This is a genomic window from Nitrospira sp. (genome assembly GCA_030692565.1).
Taxonomy (GTDB): Bacteria; Nitrospirota; Nitrospiria; order Nitrospirales; family Nitrospiraceae; genus Nitrospira_D.
Genome location: JAUYAO010000009.1, coordinates 1 through 16,307, shown reverse-complemented (window position 1 = coordinate 16,307; position 16,307 = coordinate 1). Strand labels below are relative to the sequence as shown.

Genomic DNA, 16,307 nt, shown 5'->3' with positions numbered 1-16,307 from the left:
GTGCCCGCTGGGCATCTGGCTCACTTCGTGCGGGATTTGGTTCGCGAGTCGCTGGATGTGTCGGCGCTCTTGACGCCCTACACCGAAGACCGCGGGTTTCCGCCGTATGATCCCACGATGATGACCGCCCTTCTGCTGTATGCGTACAGCCAAGGGCTCTACGCGTCGCGACGGATTGCGAAGGCGTGTGAGGAGCGAGTAGATGTCATGGCCGTGACCGCGCGGCAGAGTCCAGATTTTCGCACGATCAGCGACTTTCGAAAACGGCACCTGCCGGCGCTGGGTGGACTGTTCACGCAGGTGCTCCAGCTGTGCCAACAGGCGGGATTGGTGCGCTTGGGCCACGTCGCATTAGATGGGACGAAGATCCGCGCCAACGCCTCCAAGCATAAGGCCATGAGCTACAGCCGGATGCAGACCGCCGAACCGGCGCTGGCCGCCGAGGTCGCCCAGTGGTTGGCACAGGCCGCAACCAGCGACGCGCACGAGGACGCGGCGTATGGCGTCGACCGGCGTGGGGACGAGCTGCCGGAGTGGGTGACGAACAAGCAGCACCGCGTGGAGAAGATTCGCGCCGCAAAAGCAGCCTTGGAAGCCGAGGCACAGGCCAAGGCCTTGGGCAAGAAGCGGACGGCCGATCTCCCGTCGGATCGCCCGCGACGAGGCCGTCCGGCGAAGAATCCGCCCGGCACGCCCCACGCCCGCGCGCAGCGCAATTTCACCGATCCGGACAGTCGCATCATGAAGACGCAGGACGGCTTCATCCAAGGCTATAACGCCCAAGCAGCCGTCGATGCCGAGCACCAGGTGATCGTCGCGCAGGGGCTGACGAACCAGGCGAGTGACGCGCACCAACTCGAGCCGATGCTAACGCACATCAGGCGCAACACGGGCCGGCAGGCGCGGGAGCTGTCAGCAGATGCGGGGTATTGCTCCGAGCACAATCTCACAGTGTTGGCTCGCCGCCATGTGCGAGGCTACATCGCCACGGGTCGGCACCAGCACGGTGCGGCCTCGGCCATTGGCAAACGCAAGACCGTTCCGAGGACGCGAGTGCACGCGATGGCGATCCGCCTGAAACGCGCCGGGTATCGCAGTCGCTATCGTCTGCGCAAGCAGGTGGTCGAACCCGTGTTTGGCCAGATCAAGCAGGCGCGTGGGTTCAGGCAGTTCTTGTTGCGGGGCCAGTTGCAGGTTGCCGGGGAGTGGAGTTTGCTCTGTAGCGTTCACAACCTGCTGAAATTGGCCGGAGCGAGAGGATGAATCCCCCCAAACCGATCACAATTCCACTCATTGGCACACGTATCGGCCACACCCTTCGGCGGCGGACCGAATCGCTGCTGGTCCTGCCGTGAATCTACGTCTTGTCACGCATGGTCAGCCATTACTCGGACAGGCTCCTAGTCGCGGAGGGGGGCAGGACGGCAGGTCGATCATCGAGACCGGGACTCGGTTTTGACGGCCTGGATTATGCCGGAGAAATCGGTGGGGCCGGCTGCTTCCATCCTCCCCCCAACGCTTTGAACAGGCTGACCATATCCGTCAATCGCGCCCGTTCAGTCAGGACCACTTGGGTTTCGGCCGAGAGCACAACCCGTTGGGCATCAAGCACATCCAGGTAATTCACCAGGCCTTTGCGATACCTGACTGTGGCCAGGGTCACAGCCGTCCTGGCAGCCGCGAGCTGTTCCTGCTGGCGAGCCAACTGCTCGGCTCTGCTATTCAGGGACACCAGCAGATCGGCCACTTCCCGAAAGGCCTGGAGGATGGTCTGCTGATAGCTTTCCAACATTTGCTGGTAGCGCGATTCCGCCTGATCGAGCCGGGCCACATTCGTTCCGCCGAGGAAAATCGGCAGGGTGATCGATGGACCGATACTGTAGTTCCAGCTGTTTCCTGAAAACCAGTTGGCGAATTCGGCGCTCTGCAGGCCGCCTTGCCCGGTGATGGAGAGGGTCGGGAAGAAGTAGGCGCGGGCCTGGCCGATCCGGGCATTCGCGGCCATCAGCGTGGATTCTGATTGGAGAATATCCGGTCGCCGTTCGAGTAACTGAGAGGGCAAACCGACGGGAATTTCCGGTTGCGTCACGGCGGCGCTCAGGGCTTTACGAGGAAGGTCAATCGAGCCGGGCGATGAACCCGTGAGGACCTCAAGGCGATGCAGTTCCACCGTCCGGCTTCGCGTTAGGTCGGGGAGCAATCCGGCGGCTTCTGCCACCAGCACGTCGGTTCTCGCCAGATCCAGATCGGAGGCGAGGCCGGCCGATGCCCGCTTCTTGATAATGTCCAAGGATTCCTGTCGTACTGCAACGGTTCTGGCGGCAATCTCAATCTGTTCGTCGAGCTCACGAATGCGGAAGTAAGACTGTCCAAGATCGCTGATCAAAGACAGGGCGACCGCCCTGGCATCCTGTTCATTCGCGCCGACCTCGGCGACGGCAGCCTCTTCCCCGCGGCGGATGCGGCCCCAGAAATCCAGTTCCCAGCGCAGATCCAAAGATCCGTTCCAGAGGTTGAATGTACTGCCGGGGGTGGCGAAGACTTGCGGCCCCGGCTGTCCGCCTCGGGCAAGCCCCAGGCCCGCGAAGGTGTTTTTCGAGACGGCCAGATTGCTGTAACTGCCCTGTAGGTTGGCCTGGGGATAGAGTCCCGCTGAGGCAGACATGACGGCCGCGCGGCTTTCGAGCACGCGGGCCACCGCGCGTTTCACATCGTGATTCTGCTGCAGGGCGCGCTCGATGAGACCGGTGAGTTCGTCGTTTCCGAACGCGCGCCACCATTCGGCATCGGGTTGCTGATCGGCGGGAAATTGCGCCGGATCTGCCCCTGCGATGTTCGACCAGTTGCTTGGAACGTCGACGGCCGGGCGTTCATAGTTCTTTCCCTGTACGCAGGCGGTCAGACTCAGAGCCGCGAGTGCGATCGTAAGGGGCGACGTGCGCCGCGTCATGGCGCCGGCTCCTGCTGGCGAGCTGCGGCAGGGCGGGATGCTGATGCTGCCGGGCCGGCGGGTTGGCGTTGGATGAACACATCAACTTGTTGGCCGGCATAGACGGGAAACGGCGGACGATCAAATCGGTAGATGATCTGAAGGACCCTGGTGTCGACTCGTTCGCTGTTGTCTCCGGTCAACGATTTCTTGGGCACGACATACGGCTCGATCCGGACGAACGTCAGCGGGATTTTCGTGCCGGCCATGGATTTGAGGGAGGCGACTCCCGATGCCTGTGGCGCGACCATCGGGGCGTTGACCTCATCGACATCAGCCCGCACTTGAAGTCGCTGCGTGTCGCCGAGCAACAGGAGCGGCTCGCTCGCCCCCGGGGTTGCGTACTCGCCGGCGCGGACGTTGACTTGCAAAATGGCTCCCTCGCGGGGAGCCCGAACCGTCAGCCGGTCGAGGAGAATCGTGACTTCTTCTCGCTGGGCGATGGCTTGTTTCAGATTGGCTTCGAGGCGTTGCTGCGTGCGCTTCGCGACCTCAAGGGCATACCACGTGCGCTTGAGATCGTCTTCACTCACGGCACGTTCATCGTGCACGGATTTGAGTCGGCGCAACTGGGTGTCGAGATCGCCGATGCGGTATTTCTGCTCGTCGATCTGGGCCTGCAGCGGCGGAATGGCCGCGTCGCGGATCAGCAGTTGGGCGCGCAATTCCCGGTCGTCGAGTTGGAACAGCGGGGCCTGCTCTTTCACCTGATCGCCGACGGCTACGAACATCTTGGTAATCAGGCCGGCAACCGGCGGGGCGATGCGGACGTTTTCGTTCACGGACTCGATGATTCCGGATGCCGCCACGGTCTGTTCATAGGGCGAGCGGGGCGGCTCAGAAATCGGTGTGGGCATCGGTTCGGTTTTATTGGCGCCCATCAGGACCCAGGCTGCGAAGGCAATCCCGGCCAGGGCGGCCCATACACTGACGCGTTTGAGGATAATCATACCGTGCCCTCTCTCGTAATCGTTTCGATGCCGACAATCCGTCCGTCCGTGAGGTTGGCCATACGGTCGCCGAAGTGAAAGATGCGACTGTCGTGAGTGACGATGACGACACAGCGGTCCGGTGCGCGTCCCACTTCGCGTAACAGCTCCATGATCTTCTGTCCGTTTGGGCCATCCAGTGCCGCCGTCGGCTCATCGCAGATGAGCAGGCGCGGTTCATTGACCAGCGCCCTGGCGATGGCCACTCGTTGCTGCTGCCCGCCGGAGAGATTCTTCGGCAGAAACTCCGCCCGCTCCCCCAGGCCGACGCGATCGAGCATGGCCCGCGCCCGCCGTAAGGCTTCGGAGCGACCGATCTTCTGGATCAGGAGCGGCACGGCGACGTTCTCGGTTGCCGTCAATGCAGGCAGCAGATTGAATTGCTGATAGATGAAGCCCATCGTCTGGCCGCGGAATGTCGTGCGCTTCCCTGCCGGCAGATCGCTCAGCGGCACCCCCAGCACATCGATGTCGCCTTCATCAATGTCGAGAATGCCGGCAATGGCTGACAATAGGGTGGTTTTCCCACCGCCGGATTCGCCGACGAGCAACAGCATCTCGCCCAGATAAATGTCGAGATCGATTCCTCTGAGGACGGTCACTTTCGTGTCGCCGGTGCCGAAGGATTTCACGATCCCGCGAAGTCTGACGGCTGCCGGTTGTGTCTGTAGTTCCGCTGGATAGTCCATCATGCTCACCGGAAGACAATCGCCGGCTCGAGCCGGGCGAGTTTGATGATGCTGATCAACGCTGAAAATGTGCAGATGGCCATGAGTGCCACCAGTACGAGGAGCAGCAGTTGCCAGGTCTCGATGAAGGGCAAGCCGCCGCTCCGTGCCGTGAAGAATCCGAACACCGTGGCGAGGCCGATGCCGACTCCATAGCCGGTAAGGCCTACCGTGAAGGCTTGCAAGAGGATCATCCGCGCCAGCGTGAAGGTCGATGCGCCCATCGCTTTGAGGGCGCCGAATTGCCGGAGGTTTTCGACGGTGAACAAGTAAAACGTTTGCCCGGCGATCGCCATGCCGACGATGAATCCCAGCAGGATCGTCGTGCCGAAGTTGATCCCGATGCCGGTATTCTTGAGGACCCAACCGATAGTTTTCCAGCCGAAGTCTTCGGCGGTGAAGGCGCCCAGCCCGGTCTGTTCATGGATGCGTGCGGTGACTTCTGCGGGAGAGACACCGTCTTTCGCTTTGGCGAGGACATAGGACAGGGTCCGGCGCTCACGGGGCACGTAGCGGATGGCCCGTTCGTAGGTGGTGTAGACGACCGGGATGTTGGTGAAGCTCTTTTGGGTCTTGGCGATGGCGACGACGCGGGCCAGCTTGTCGTTCAGTTCAAAGACCGTGCCGACCTTGATGACGTTCGGGCCGCCCATCCGTTCCACCGCCCATTGGTCCAGCACGACGGCATCGGGCTGCAGCACATCTTCGAACCGGCCTTCCAAGACTTCGGCCGGCCGCCCGATCAGTGTTGAGGATTCCAGCCCCGTGAGAGTGATCTGATGATAGTCTCCGTTCGATAGGCGGGCGCGTAATAATCCTTTGTAGAGCGGCACAGCCCATTCGACGCCGGGCACGCTGCGCACACGGTCCACCGCGGTGTCGGCGATCGGCTTCACTTCGTCGACCTGGGCAATGCCGGGATCCGTGACCCAGATCGGCACGTTGAGATTGCTGACGCTGGATTGGGACCAGATCATGAGCCCCCAGAAGATGGAACCCTGCTGAACGATGAGCATCACGGCGAAGGTCAAGCCGCAGAGCAGCATGAGATACTTGGCGCGATCGCCGAACAGCATTCTGAGCGCCACGTAGTTCACGCCGGTTCCTCCATATGGGGTTCCGGATGATCGGGAGGATACGCCATCACCCGGGGCGCTTGAGGCAAAGTCACGTTATTGTGGCGATGAAAAAAAATGGTGCAAAGACGAGCGATGGGACAGCCATGGTCCAGCGCCATCGTCCAGAATCGGCGGACATGTTGGCCGTCGGCCAGCTGATCCTCATCCATCAGCCGGAATGGCCCAGGGAAAGCCTTGCTGAATGTGATGCCGCGCGCGGCCAGCCGTTCGGCCAATCCTTCCGTGAGATATTCCAAGACTTCTCCACACCAGGACAGTTGCTTGCCGTCTGTGGTCTGTTCACCGGAGGGAAGGATGGCGGCCTGTCGCTCAGCGAAGTACGCTTCGATGGTTCGGCTGAGATGTTCCGGAGTCACAGGAGGATGCTGTTTCATGCCGCCGATGTAAAGCAGGGACAATGCCAGCTCGGCGAATGTGTGAATGATGGCCGCGCAAGTCCCTGATGAAATGGGAAGAGCCGGGAGAATGACGGGAATGAGCCGGTACTGACGCAAGCTGAAATGTGCCGGCAGATGGGCAACGCGGGGTGTAACTGCCGATATGCGGGCAGATTATTTCTTGCGGCGCGGGGGACGGGTAATCCCGAGTTTCTTCATTCGATGCTGCAGTGTCGACCGCTTCATCCCGAGGCGTGCGGCCGCGCCCTGTTTTCCGGCCAGGACCCAGTTTGTCTGGCTGAGTGCCTGGATGATATGGGTGCGTTCGGCGTCTGCCAATGTGCGCGGGGATTCTTTTCCGTCGGCATGGCTTGGCAGCGAATCCAATTCATCGATGACCAGAACTGGTCCCGGGCTGACGATCACGGCCCGTTCGATCATGTGTTCAAGCTCGCGTACATTCCCGGGCCAGTCGTAGGCAACCAGGGTTTTCAACGTGGTGGTCCCGATGCGTCGTATGGTTTTGCGGTGCCGCTCGCTGAATTTCTTTACGAAGTGGCGGGCAAGCATCGGAATGTCGTCGCGACGGTCCCGGAGCGGGGGGATCCGGATCGGAAAGACGTTGAGCCGATAGAAGAGATCGGATCGAAAGAGGCCCTGCTTGGCTGCCTGTTCAATATTGACGTTGGTCGCGGCGAGGACGCGGACATTCAGCTTGATGGGGTGTGTGCCGCCGACGCGTTCCAACTCCTGCGTTTCGAGTACACGCAGGAATTTCGCCTGGAGATCGATCGGGAGTTCGCCGATTTCGTCCAGGAAGATCGTGCCTCCGTTCGCGAGTTCGAAGCGGCCGATCTTGCGTGCCGCGGCGTTGGTAAATGCGCCCTTTTCATGGCCGAACAGTTCCGATTCGATCAGGGTCGGCGGCAGCGCGGCGCAGTTGATCGTGATCAACGGCTTGTCCTTTCGCGGCGACAGGCGATGGATGGCCTGAGCGACCAGTTCTTTCCCCGTGCCTGTTTCCCCCGTGATGAGCACGGTGGAGTCGGTCGGCGCCACGTGCTCGATCGCCTTCAGCGTTTTCTGCAGCGCGGGGCTTTCTCCGACCAGCTGGTTGAAATCGACCGATGCGGCCATCTCATCGCGGAGGTAGACATTCTCCTGTTCGAGTTGCTCCTTCAAGGAACGGATTTCTTCGTAGGCCGTGATATTCGCGATGGCCTGTGAGAGGTGAAATCCGATCTGTTCGGCGAACGCCAGATCCCGCTCGGAAAAGGCATTACGGCGTCGGTTGCCGATGGCGAGAAATCCATACGGTGTTCCGCGCACGATCAGGGGGCAGAGCATACAGGAGAGGATGCCGACGGATTCGATATAGGCGCGCTCGGGGAAACGCTCGTGATTGTGCCCTGTCATGAGGAGCGGTTTTCCGGTGGCCGTCATCTCGGCGGGAGCCATCTGTTCAAAGGGAAACCGGCGGAGCTGGGCGAGATCGATCTCGACGCCGTCGCGATAGATAATCTCGAACCAGGGCCCCTGTGGCAATTGAACGAATCGGACCAGCCCGGTCATGTCTTGCCGGATGACACGATGCAGAACCTCGTTCACCACCGGCATGAGTTCTTCGATGGTCATCGTGCCGACCACAACACGGCTGTTGATCGTCATCAGCGCGTCACGTTCTTCGGCTGCCAGGACGTTCTGGAGGACCGGCCCCAACCGGACGCCGAGCTGTTCAAGAAAGCTGCGGTCTTCTTCGGTAAATGCGCTGACCCGATTGACGGCGATGGTCGCGATGATCGCGATCGTACGAGCGGACTGATCGTCTCGCGGGGGTGCGAGAGTGACGGGAGCCGCCAGCACTGAGGCGGTTTGGAACGGGGCGGTCTTCAACACGACGGTTTCCGCCCAGGAGGAGTCGGCTAAATTGTTCTCGAGAAGCGCACGTCCCTGTCGGATGACGGCTTCTTTGATGGTTCCTTCTGCCGGCAGTTGACCGATGAGATAGCCGGGGGAACCTGGGGTTCTGAGTAGATTGGAGACGGGGGCGAAGGTCTTTGTGGTTTCGCTATACAGGGAGAAGCCTACGAGATCGCCTTTCAAGGTTTTGAGCAGTTCTTGTGATAGCTTCAGGTCGAACTCGTGAAGCCCGCGACAGGCGAGCAGAGCGCTGATAATTCGCAGAGAGTTCTCCTGCGGCTCTATAGTGCCCATATATGGGCACTATAGCATGGCGTGGGAATATTAGGGAAGGTAAGGCGAGATCTGACGGATTATTCCTGAGCTGAGCGGGTCTTAAGGGCATCCAGCCGTTTTTTATCCAGACTGACATGGAGAGACTTATCTTGGGTCACTGTGACGGCGCCTGGCGCCTGACCCTTGGCTTTCTTCACCCACTTGCGCCGCGTATAGATCACCTCGCCTTTTCCGCTTTTCTTGAGGTCGCTATAAAGTAACGCCAATGTCGCGGCGTCCCGGATGGTTTCCGGTGGCGGGTCGCTGCCCCTTTCGAGGCGCACGACCACATGGGATCCCGGTGTGCCGCGAGCATGGAGCCAGAGATCGTCGCTCTTGGCGAGGCCGAAGGTCAGTTCGTCGTTCTCCCGTGCATTCCGTCCCACAAAGATCGGGAGCCCATCCGATGAGGTGAAGCGGCGAAAGGGGCCGCGTCGTTCTTCCGGCCGTTCGTTCGCTGTCAATCGATCCCGTTGCCGAGTGGGCGCAGTGGTTGACGGTTTGACCGGTGCCGGTTGCCAGGTTCCTTGCTCGATGGCGGAGAGCTCCCGGCGGAGCGCATCGATCTCGGCTTCTCCCTGTGCGATCCGAGGGAGCAGTTCTCGCTCCGCTGTCGCGTGCTTCCGTTGTTTGCGGAAATAGTCGTCCATATTGCCTTGAGCAGACTTCGTCGGATCGAGCGGGATCGTGAGTTGGGGCAGGGCCTCATCGAAGTAGTCGACGACAACGATCGACTCCAGCCCTTTTTTGATCGTGCCCAGGTTGGCCTTCAACAATTCTCCATAGCGGGCATAATGGCGATATTTCTCCGCTTTAACGAGGTCGCTTCGCCAGGCCTCCACGCGCCGCCTCTGTTTCTTGATCGCTTTTCTGATCTGGTTTGCGCGGGCGTCTCGGAAGGCGGCCGCGCTGTCCGTCGATACTTTCTCGTCATAGTAGGATTCAATTGCGGCGGATAAGCCGAACGGCCCTTGCGCATCGGCTGCGAAACGGGTGTCTCGCTCCCGCGGTCCGGCACCGGCTGAAAGAGCCGGTGTTTGGTATGGTGTGCCATACATGTCGGTCAAACGATTCAGATCTCTCAACAGCCGTTGTTCAGAATCAAGCACCAGAAGATTGGCTCGGTTGCCGGTCAGTTCTGCAATCAATTGTTGGGGACCTGCTTTGGTCGTGAGCGACAGGGCCACGATACGGTCCCGACCTTCTTGACGAAGGTCGTCAACCCGTGCGCCGTGGAGATGAGCCCGAAGGTATTGGCAAAAAGGCGGCGGAGCTGGCGGATTCTGCAACGCATGAGTGATCAGGTGAATGCGCGTCGATGCGGGATGGGCCGAGAGCAGCAGGCGATGCGTGTGTCCGGGCGTTCGGATTTCCAGCACGACCGTCCGTGATGTCGGTTGATAGGATTTTTGGATCCAGCCTCCGATCAGCGCCGGAGCCAGTTCAGCTACGACCTGGGTAATTTCTGTCGCCGTCAGTGCCATTGTTTGTCTGTGTCACTCCGCCGTAGGGTTGAGGGGCGGCACCGGTCTTTCTCCATTTATGCCGCATGGGGCCAATTCGGTCACATTTCCTCCACCGCAGCCCTGTTTCGACTGCGCACACTCTACGATTCGACGCAAAAACCCGCAAGGGCACGAAGATGCGCTGGCTGGCATCCAGCTTGCTTTGTTCACGGGCAAGCAGGATTTCAGCAAGCTGCTAGGCTCTGTATAGCGGCTGTGCGGTATCTGTGAAGCAGCCTGCGCCATGTGTGATGTGGAGGATGCTATGAAGTGCACAAGATGCGAAGGCCTCATGGTGGTCGACAATCTGGTCGATTTGCAGGAAAGCTGCGTGCCCATGTGGATGCGCGGTATGCGCTGTGTGTCCTGCGGCAATATCGTGGATCCGTTGATTCTCCGTCATCGTATGATTCAGAAATCCGGAGCGATGAAGCTCCTGAAGCCTGGCGTGCTGGTGCCGGAATTTGCAGAGCATCTGAAAGCCACCGCCTGATCGGTTGGTGTAGGGCCTTCGCCACAATCTGAGTGCGTTGACCGCGCCCGAACCCACGCATGGGACATTCTCCCTGCCGTTTCCGAATCTTTCCAGCTCAGGTTCCTTCTTGCAGGCCCGTCCTTCCTACGTTACAGTCTTCCTCATTTCAAAACGGCTGTTACGGGAGGCGGAAGGTGCTGCTATTCGATTCCCCATCGCTCATCGCACTGAATCTTGAACTTCGATTGTCCATGCGGAAGCTACTCCAGGATCTCGGCCGGGAGTTGCAGGACGATTACGTCGAATTGGCGTCACAGCTCGCGTTTCCAGCAGACTATGTGCAATTTCTCGGTCGCAGGTTGAAAGCTGAGGACTTGTCCAATTGGAAAGTCGTCGGGTGGATCGAGTCGCTGAACGATTGTGTATACTTCCTGGATATTTGGCAGCAGTGGCGGACAGAGTCGGACCGCCGGGAGTTTGCCGAACAGCTATTTGCCGAGTGTCAGGAAAAGTTTTTCGAAAACAGTTATCTCGACGAGCTGTTTCCCAAAGGTAAACCGCAGGTGACCGGTCTGGATGGCCGGCTCGCACGGCTGTGCAAGCGACTGGCGCAGGACATTGCGCAAGAAGCCCTGTGGCTCGATCCCGCCGCTGTGACCGCCTGGTGCCGCACGGGCAAGAAGGTGCCGTGGAACGTGCCGGGCAACCTGGCGCAGAACTTTGAAAAAGCGGAGGAGGCCGGTGCCGTGCCCCTTGGAGTCGCAGGGGATCAATGCGAAGCGCCGCCTTCTCTGAAGCGCGTCCTGACGCGCGCAAAAAGCCGTGCGGTCTTTCGCATCGACGAGACAGGGATTGCCTTGAAAGTCGGGCGACTGCTTGCCCCGGTCTGGTCCGCTGTCGGCGGGCAGGCTCAATGGCATTGGGCGGTGCGTCCGACCGCTGAAGTTCTGTGTACCTCATATGGCGCGGTGACTGTCGGATCCACCCTCGTGTACGGCAAAGACCGTCAGCCGAAGAAGGTGGTTCCGACAGACCCGAAGCAGGCCGCCCGTATCCGGCGAGCCTGGGAAACGATTCAGACGGCATGGCCTGAAGGGCATGAGGTCCTGGCGCTGTTGACCTCGCGGATTATTCCGCTCAACGCGAAGGGCGTCGTCAGTTTCAGTTACCGCCATCGTCCCGGACTGTCCTTTATCAATTGTTTCGACCGTGACAATCTCGACCTGATCGATGATCTGATTCACGAGAACAGCCACCACCACTTGAATCTGCTCCTGCGCAAACACGTCATGTATCACGGCGACCGCAATCAGCAGATCTTTTATTCGCCCTGGCGCCGGAGCCTGCGCCCGTTGCGCGGGATTCTGCACGCGACCTTTACCTTCACCATGGGGGCGCTGCTGTTCGAGCGGCTCTCGTCGTGGGCTGAGACGAAGCAGGGAATGCAGCAGTGGAAAGCGGCTGGATTAACGCAGCGCGATCTCATGCGGGCGCGCTTTCGCTGCCTTGAAGAGATCGAATCCGTCCGCTACTCGATTCAGGATCTGGAATACGCCGGCGGGCATCTGAAGTGGTTGACCGGTTCAGGTGCGCGCTTGGTGAGGCAGTTGGAAGAGCAGATCGGGAATGCCGAGGCGCGCATCGTCCGTCACCGCGAAGCCGTTCTGCGCTCCACATTCGGCCCGGCTCTCCGGCGCCACATCAAGGAGCTTCAACAGGCCCGCCAAGCGTTCGGGCCGGTTCGGCTGGGGGCGGTGTAAACAGGCCGATCTCCCTGGTTCGTTGTTTTTGTGGGAAGGCTGGGGTATCATCCCAACCATGAAGCGGCACGCTCTTAAAGTCAGGAAGGCTACTGTTAGTAAGGCCAAGAAGGGCAGCCTTCCAGAATCTGCTGCAATGCGGCGCAAGGTAAAGCAAACCTTTGCGGCGCAGGTCGATGCGTTCATCGACCGCTATCGCCCCGCTCTCGAATCCCTCGCCAAGCGGTGATCTATCTCAGTGTCGAGCAGGTTCTCTTTCTTCATGATCGCTTGATCGAGGAGACGGGTGGGCAGCACGGTGTCCGCGATCTCGGTGGACTACAGTCGGCTCTCGCGCGTCCGCAGGCGGTCTTCGCCGATACAGAGTTCTATCCAGACGTGTTCAGTAAGGCCGCGGTTTTACTGGATGGGTTGACGAGAAATCATCCATTTCTAGACGGGAATAAACGGATCAGTATTGCGACCGCTGCCCTGTTTCTGGAGCTGAATGGCTATCGCGTGACTACGACGAGCGCCGACTTGGAAGAGTTCACAATGCATGTGACGACGATGAAGCCGGGCCTCGATCAGATTTCCGAGTGGTTCAGAGCCAAAATCGTTCGAATAGCCCGGCGTTGATCAAGAGCCCATAGAGGTGATGCTGTGGGCACGAATCCAAATAAGGTAAAAGCCAAGGTTGGAGTCGGGCGGGCGGGGATCAAGGCGATTGCAAGGACCTTCGTAAACAGTACGGGGCAATGCTGAAGCGCCTGGCAGGCTAAAGAAGCTATAGATCATGAAAGGCGGCGATAAAGTTCGGCGTTCTTCTCGATGACTCGCTGTGCAGTGATTTGAAAAGATTCGTCTGGTTGGGCGATCAAGTCACGGATACAACATCTCACCATCTGCTCCATGGTTACGCCTTCGCGCTCACTCAGATTGTTCAGTCGCCGCATTTCTTTGTCTGAAAGAGAAATTGTGAGCGTTGCCATGATCGGCTCCTTCGCTTAGGATGTTGCGTCTCATAATGGGAAAAGTATAGGGGAAAGGACTCGCGAGGGCAAACCCTTGAGACTAACTTGCCGTCACGTGAAAGAGCTCCAGCAAGCCCGCCAAATCTATGGGCCGGTGCGATTGGCTGAACGAGAACGGTTCCAGACACCGTTATCTTTCTCCCAGACACCGTTATCTTTCTCCAGGTTGAAATGGAAGTATTGCAAAATGGCAATCAACTAGGTAGGACTTGACGGCGTCAATGAGTCGGCTGACAATGTGCCGCACCTGTTCAGGCTCCTCACGGATATCGTGAGGGATGAGGGACTGATGATGCCGTTAGATCCGATTCGGATTAGACCTGGAGAGGCGGGAAAACTGATCGTGCAGCTCCCGTATTCTCCCGATCATGTGGCGAAGATCAAGACGGTGGCTGGCCGTCGATGGCATGCCAACGAACAGCATTGGACGGTTCCCCGAGATGATGGGACGCTCGGCACACTGCTGAGTCTCTTTCCTGGGAAGTCCGTCGAAGTCGATCCGGCGCTTGAGGGCGTGAAAGCCCGCGACAATGGGAGGCCTTCTTCAACCTTACTAGCTCCGGTGCATGCGGATCTGCGCGCAGCCTTGCAGGCTCGTCACTACTCCAGGAGAACCGAACAGGCGTATGGCCACTGGGTCTCTCGGTTTCTGCACTTTCATCAGGGACGCCATCCTGCCGAGATGGCCGAAGCGGACATCAATCGGTTTCTGACTCATCTGGCCCTGACAGAGAAGGTCAGCGCCTCGACGCAAAACCAAGCGCTGTCGGCGTTCCTCTTCCTCTACCGACACGTAAACGGACGTGACATAGGCGACTTAGGTGAGGTCATCCGTGCCAGAAAGCCCGAGCGTCTGCCTGTGGTCATGACCCGTGAAGAAGTGAAAGCGGTGCTGGCGAACCTGATCGGCGAGAAGCGGCTGATGGCCTCACTGATGTATGGGGCTGGCCTCCGCCTCATGGAATGCCTGCGCCTGCGGGTGCAGGACCTTGATTTCTCTCGCAACGAAATTCTGATTCGGGACGGCAAGGGTGCCAAAGACCGGATGACCATGTTGCCCGAATCGGTCAAGGCCCCGCTCCTAGGCCACCTCACGAAGGTCAAGGCCGTTCATCAACGGGATCTTGCCGAGGGGTGGGGCCGCGTCCAGCTTCCAGACGCCCTCGACCGCAAGTACCCCAATGCGCCCCGAGACTGGCGCTGGCAATGGGTCTTTCCCCAGGACCACCGATGGGTCAATGGCAAGACCAAGGAACAAGGTCGCCATCATATTGACGAATCCCTGGTGCAGAAAGCCGTCAGAGACGCCGTGGCGAAGGCCGAGCTCATGAAGCGGGCCACGTGCCACACATTCCGGCATTCCTTCGCCACGCACCTGCTCGAAAGCGGCTCGGACATTCGAACCGTTCAGGAGTTGTTGGGACATCGTGACGTGAAAACAACAATGATCTATACCCATGTCCTCCATCGAGGGCCGGCGGGTGTCCGCAGTCCGCTCGACGGGATGTGAGCCCATTCAGGAAAGGGTGTTATGCCGATCCGCATAAGAACCCGTGATAAATGGTCGATAGGGCGCAACTCATTGAACGAGCGTCGATTATGGCGTATTGTTCACGACCATTGATGGCGTGTTATGCGGATAGAAAATGGCAGATCCAGCTCTTATGCGGATCCGCCTAAACATTGTTATGCAACAAAAAACCGAGAGTATCGCGCCCATGGATGAACAGATAAAACACTACGAAACCAAGCTCGCCTTCGAGACCGACTCCTGGGATTTAAAGGTTGCCTTGGAGTCTGGTGAAAATGTCTTGGTTATTGATGCGCGCTCACCCGAGGCATATCAGAAAGAACATATTCCGGGAGCAATCAACATTCCCCACCGAAAAATGAGTGCTGAAACGACAAAGCACCTCGACAGAACCGCCTTGGTTGTCACCTACTGCGATGGCATTGGTTGCAATGCCTCAACGAAAGGCGCGCTAAACATGTCGAAAATTGGTTTTCGTGTCAAAGAACTCATCGGTGGTCTGGATTGGTGGAAAAGGGATCATCACAAAACAGAAGGCAGTGTGGTGTGTGCAAGCACCACTGTCTGTGGCTGCGACTAAACAATGTTGCATAACATGGCGTTCGAGAGGGACGCGCCAAAAGCCGCGCGCTCTTCAACTCTACGTTAACTTGCAATTCCCCGTGGCTTGCCACAGGGACACTGACTAGCTTTTAGAATGGCGGGATGAACAGGCATGATGTGCATAAAGCGAGTCATTGTGCGTGGCAGATACATTACCACGTAGTATTTCCGGTGAAGTATCGACGGGGGTTGTTGGACGGGAGTGTGGTGGAGATTATTACGCAGACGGCGATGGAAATCCAAGAGCGATACGATATTGAGTTTGAGCAGATTGGTTGTGACGGAGATCATATACATCTGCTTTGTTCAGCACACCCAAAGGTGGCTCCGGGTCAGATTGTGCGGGTATTCAAAAGCATTACGGCGCGGGAGTTGTTTCGACGCAAGCCGGGGCTCAAGCGGGCGTTGTGGGGAGGGGAATTCTGGAGCGATGGTTGTTATGTTGCGACGGTGGGTGAGCGGGGCGACTGGAGCGTAGTCGAACGCTATGTGAAGAACCAAGGCAACCCTAAAGATGATCTACGCCAGTTCAAACTTTTTTGATATCCCAGCAATACCCCGCGGTCTTGCCGCGGGGTTGTTTATTGAAATTGTTGCCGAAGCTGCCGACTTGCGACTTCACTTCGACTGTCGCGATAAGGTCCGAGCCTGACTGAACAACTACATCCCATTCTTTAGTGGGCCTGAAAAACCCCGGCAACGTACGCGCGACTTTCGAGGTGGCGTGAATACTTGCATCCTGCACGCCGGCGCTACGCACGATATTCGCGATGAGATCAACAAATCCATCCGCGTGCTTGCCGCCGGTGACAGCGCCTCTGCTGCCGGCATCCTTGCGGCCAGTCGCTGCGCCCTGCTTGCGGTGCTGGCTGGAGCGCGTCTTCCAGAAATGCCGGACGGCCTTGCCGAGTTCTTTTTCTACGTCTATCAATCTGCGCTCGCTTATTTCTCGTGCAAACGTAC

At 58.8% G+C, this 16,307-nt stretch carries 16 protein-coding genes; 7 read left to right on the top strand and 9 right to left on the bottom strand.

The genetic code is table 11. From position 1 onward, the window contains the following. Positions 1-1,263: IS1182 family transposase (locus Q8N04_02740; GenBank protein ID MDP3089568.1), on the top strand; the 1,263-nt coding region annotated here is incomplete at its 5' end. A gap of 205 nt (positions 1,264-1,468) precedes the next feature. Here the strand turns inward: Q8N04_02740 and Q8N04_02735 are convergent. Genes Q8N04_02735 through Q8N04_02705 form a run of 7 tightly spaced genes read right to left on the bottom strand, consistent with a single transcriptional unit; the run spans position 1,469 to position 9,941 of the window. After that, positions 1,469-2,950, bottom strand: a complete 1,482-nt coding sequence (locus Q8N04_02735; GenBank protein ID MDP3089567.1) for an efflux transporter outer membrane subunit — start codon at positions 2,948-2,950, stop codon at positions 1,469-1,471. Next, entirely contained in the window at positions 2,947-3,939 is a 993-nt protein-coding gene (locus Q8N04_02730) for an efflux RND transporter periplasmic adaptor subunit (GenBank protein MDP3089566.1), read from the bottom strand. Before Q8N04_02730 ends, Q8N04_02735 begins: the two co-directional genes overlap by 4 nt. Beyond that, the gene (locus Q8N04_02725; protein ID MDP3089565.1) at positions 3,936-4,670 is read right to left on the bottom strand and encodes an ABC transporter ATP-binding protein; all 735 of its coding nucleotides are present in this window, start codon (positions 4,668-4,670) and stop codon (positions 3,936-3,938) included. The genes Q8N04_02730 and Q8N04_02725 overlap by 4 nt, the downstream gene beginning before the upstream one ends. A gap of 2 nt (positions 4,671-4,672) precedes the next feature. Further along, positions 4,673-5,803 (bottom strand): ABC transporter permease, encoded by a 1,131-nt coding sequence (locus Q8N04_02720; GenBank protein ID MDP3089564.1) that lies wholly within the window; start codon positions 5,801-5,803, stop codon positions 4,673-4,675. Further along, the gene (locus tag Q8N04_02715; GenBank protein MDP3089563.1) at positions 5,800-6,339 is read right to left on the bottom strand and encodes a DUF6022 family protein; all 540 of its coding nucleotides are present in this window, start codon (positions 6,337-6,339) and stop codon (positions 5,800-5,802) included. The genes Q8N04_02720 and Q8N04_02715 overlap by 4 nt, the downstream gene beginning before the upstream one ends. A 57-nt stretch (positions 6,340-6,396) precedes the next feature. After that, positions 6,397-8,436, bottom strand: a complete 2,040-nt coding sequence (locus tag Q8N04_02710; GenBank protein ID MDP3089562.1) for a sigma 54-interacting transcriptional regulator — start codon at positions 8,434-8,436, stop codon at positions 6,397-6,399. A gap of 59 nt (positions 8,437-8,495) precedes the next feature. After that, a complete protein-coding gene (locus Q8N04_02705) occupies positions 8,496-9,941 on the bottom strand; it encodes an NFACT family protein (protein ID MDP3089561.1) in 1,446 nt (481 codons plus the stop codon). 286 nt (positions 9,942-10,227) lie between these two features. On the opposite strand from Q8N04_02705, the gene Q8N04_02700 reads away from it, so the two are divergent. From Q8N04_02700 to Q8N04_02690, 3 genes are all read left to right on the top strand, one after another. Further along, positions 10,228-10,455 (top strand): hypothetical protein, encoded by a 228-nt coding sequence (locus tag Q8N04_02700; GenBank protein MDP3089560.1) that lies wholly within the window; start codon positions 10,228-10,230, stop codon positions 10,453-10,455. Between the two features lie 176 nt (positions 10,456-10,631). Continuing rightward, positions 10,632-12,197, top strand: a complete 1,566-nt coding sequence (locus Q8N04_02695) for an HEXXH motif-containing putative peptide modification protein (GenBank protein ID MDP3089559.1) — start codon at positions 10,632-10,634, stop codon at positions 12,195-12,197. Positions 12,198-12,422: 225 nt separating this feature from the next. Beyond that, positions 12,423-12,815 (top strand): type II toxin-antitoxin system death-on-curing family toxin, encoded by a 393-nt coding sequence (locus tag Q8N04_02690; protein MDP3089558.1) that lies wholly within the window; start codon positions 12,423-12,425, stop codon positions 12,813-12,815. A 155-nt stretch (positions 12,816-12,970) separates the two neighbouring features. On the opposite strand, the gene Q8N04_02685 is transcribed toward Q8N04_02690, so the two are convergent. Then, positions 12,971-13,168 (bottom strand): ribbon-helix-helix domain-containing protein, encoded by a 198-nt coding sequence (locus tag Q8N04_02685; GenBank protein MDP3089557.1) that lies wholly within the window; start codon positions 13,166-13,168, stop codon positions 12,971-12,973. Between the two features lie 331 nt (positions 13,169-13,499). On the opposite strand from Q8N04_02685, the gene Q8N04_02680 reads away from it, so the two are divergent. The 3 genes from Q8N04_02680 (at position 13,500) to tnpA (ending at position 15,887) form a co-directional block, all read left to right on the top strand. Next, the gene (locus tag Q8N04_02680; protein MDP3089556.1) at positions 13,500-14,720 is read left to right on the top strand and encodes an integron integrase; all 1,221 of its coding nucleotides are present in this window, start codon (positions 13,500-13,502) and stop codon (positions 14,718-14,720) included. 136 nt (positions 14,721-14,856) lie between these two features. Beyond that, positions 14,857-15,321, top strand: a complete 465-nt coding sequence (locus Q8N04_02675) for a rhodanese-like domain-containing protein (GenBank protein MDP3089555.1) — start codon at positions 14,857-14,859, stop codon at positions 15,319-15,321. Positions 15,322-15,446: 125 nt separating this feature from the next. After that, positions 15,447-15,887 (top strand): IS200/IS605 family transposase, encoded by a 441-nt coding sequence (tnpA, locus tag Q8N04_02670; protein ID MDP3089554.1) that lies wholly within the window; start codon positions 15,447-15,449, stop codon positions 15,885-15,887. Here tnpA and Q8N04_02665 read toward each other — a convergent pair. Further along, positions 15,874-16,307, bottom strand: a 434-nt coding sequence (locus tag Q8N04_02665; protein MDP3089553.1) for a PaeR7I family type II restriction endonuclease, incomplete at its 5' end; no start/stop codon positions are given. The genes tnpA and Q8N04_02665 overlap by 14 nt on opposite strands.